At 77.1% G+C, this 2,428-nt stretch carries 2 protein-coding genes; both read right to left on the minus strand.

The features are described 5' to 3' along the window. Positions 1–207 precede the first annotated feature (207 nt). Entirely contained in the window at positions 208–1,437 is a 1,230-nt protein-coding gene (locus ACRYR7_RS25195; RefSeq protein ID WP_432575111.1) for a ParA family protein, read from the minus strand. 170 nt (positions 1,438–1,607) lie between these two features. Then, positions 1,608–2,369, minus strand: a complete 762-nt coding sequence (gene rsmG / locus ACRYR7_RS25200; protein ID WP_432575113.1) for a 16S rRNA (guanine(527)-N(7))-methyltransferase RsmG — start codon at positions 2,367–2,369, stop codon at positions 1,608–1,610. Between the last annotated feature and the right edge of the window lie 59 nt (positions 2,370–2,428).

The raw sequence follows: 2,428 nt of genomic DNA on the forward strand, positions 1-2,428 counted from the left end.
CCGCCCCCCGCTGCGGGTCGTCCCGCGGGGGGGGCGGCCCCCCCCCCCCCCCGGGGGGGGGGGGGGGGGGGGCGGCGGCCCCCCGCCGCCCCCCCCCCCCCCCCCCCCCCCCCCCCCCCCCCCCCCCCCCCCGCGCGGCCGCCGGCGCGGTCGCCCCGCTGGGGATCAGGGCGCCCAGCCCTCGCCCGAGCCCACGCCGCTTCTCGCTCACGCTCCACCTTCCCTCGACGCGACACCGCGCCGGTTGCCCGTTCCGTCCGTCCACCGCGCCCAGGGGTCGCTCGCCTGCGCCGCACCGGCCGCCGCGCCCTGCGCCCCGTCCCGCGCCTCCCCTGGGTTCGCCAGGGTCTCGCCGCGGTGAGCGATCTCGCGCGCCGCCTGCAGGTAGGCGAGCGCCCCGGAGGACATCGGGTCGTACGACATCACCGTCTGCCCGTGGCTCGGGGCCTCCGAGATGCGCACCGAGCGCGGCACGAGCGCGCGCAGCACCTGCTCGCCGAAGTGCTGGCGCACCTCCTCGACCACCTGCGCGGCCAGGCGGGTGCGGCCGTCGTACATGGTGAGCAGGATCGTGGAGACCGTGAGGTCGGGGTTCAGGTGCTCCTGGATGAGCTCGATGTTCGCCAGGAGCTGGCTCAGCCCCTCCAGCGCGTAGTACTCGCACTGGATGGGGATGAGCACCTCGGGCGCAGCCACGAAGGCGTTGATGGTCAGCAGGCCCAGGCTGGGCGGGCAGTCGATGAGGACGTAGTCCACGCGCCCGCTGCCGTCGCGCTCGACGGTCTTGAGGTACTTCTGCAGCGCCCGCTGCAGGCGCGACTCGCGCGCCACCATGGAGACCAGCTCGATCTCCGCGCCGGCCAGGTCGACCGTCGCGGGGGCGCACCACAGGTCGGGCGCCTCGTCGCAGCGCTGGACCACCTCGGCCAGGGCCTTGCCCTCCACGAGCACCTCGTAGACCCCGGGCACCTCGGCGTGGTGCTCGATGCCCAGGGCCGTGGAGGCGTTGCCCTGCGGGTCCAGGTCGAGGACGAGCACCTTCAGCCCGGCCGCCGACAGGGCCGCCGCCAGGTTCACGGCGGTGGTCGTCTTGCCGACCCCGCCCTTCTGGTTGGCGATCGTCAGGACGCGCGTCTGCGCCGGGCGGGGGAAGCGCTCGGCGACCACGGCGTGCCGTGTTTCACGTGGAACGGAGGGGAGCTGACCGGGCACGTCGAGATCCTCGACCTGCGCCGTCGCCTCCGGGCCCATCCCCTCGAGCGCCCCCTCGAGCGCGGCTTCAACAGTGCCGCCGGGCGCGAAGGCGGGCCCCTCGACGGACGCCGCCGGGGAGGCGTCGTCCGTCGCCGTGACGCCACCGGCGGACGGCACTGTTTCACGTGGAACGTCCCCGTCGGTGCTCGCGGCGGCCGGGGCGACGACCTCGACCGGGTTCACCGACGACTCCTCGACGGACCCCGCCGCAGGCGAGGAAGCCTCGTCGGTGACCGCCTCGACCGGCTCCGTTTCACGTGGAACCCCCGGGGCCGCCGACCCCGTCGCGTCCCCCAGCCAGCCGAGACCCCCCGAGGAGGTCGATCGGAGGGCGCCGAACCACCCGAGTTGCGTCACGCCTTCTTCCTTCCCGTGGAGCGCGGTGCCCGAGGGCGCCGGTTGCTGGTGGAGGTGCGCGGAGCGCGAGCGGGGCGGCGGCGCAGCGGCTGGCTGCCGCGGGCGACGCGCACCACGGTGGTCCCCTCGTCGCCCTCCGGGCCGCAGTGGACGACCTCGGGGGTGCCGGTGACGCCCAGCTCCGCCAGGACGTCGGCGGCGGCGACGATCTCCTCAGCGGCGGTGCGGCCCTTGATGGCCAGCAGGTGCCCGCCCGGCCGGCACAGCGGCAGGGTCCACCGGTACAAGGTGCCCAGCGGGGCGACGGCGCGGGCGGTGACAACGCCCCCGGAGAACTCGCCGGCGACGTCCTCGGCGCGCCCGCGCGCGACGGCGACGCGGTCTCCCAGCCCCGTCGCGCGGATCACCTCCCGCAGGAAGGTGTAACGCCGCTCCAGGGGCTCGACGAGCTGGACGTGCAGGTCGGGCCGGGCCAAGGCCAGCGGGATGCCTGGCAGCCCCGCCCCGGAGCCGACGTCGACGACGCTCTCGCCGGGCTCGACGAGCTCACCCAGGTAGGCGCAGTTGAGCAGGTGGCGCTCCCACAGGCGGGGGACCTCGCGCGGGCCGATCAGGCCGCGCTCGACCCCGGCGCTCGCGAGGAAGTCGTGGTAGGCGGTGGCGGCGTCCAGCTGGTCGCCGAACACGGTCGCCGCGGCGGGGGGAATGACAGAGGGCGGGGGGGGGGGGGGGGGGGGGGCGCCCGCCCCCCCGCCCAGCACCCCCCCCCCCCCCCCCCCCCCCCCCCCCCGCCCCCCCCCCCCCCCCCCCCCCCCCC

It is taken from the genome of Kineococcus gurbantunggutensis, from assembly GCF_050871925.1.
In the GTDB taxonomy this organism is placed as follows: Bacteria; Actinomycetota; Actinomycetes; order Actinomycetales; family Kineococcaceae; genus Kineococcus.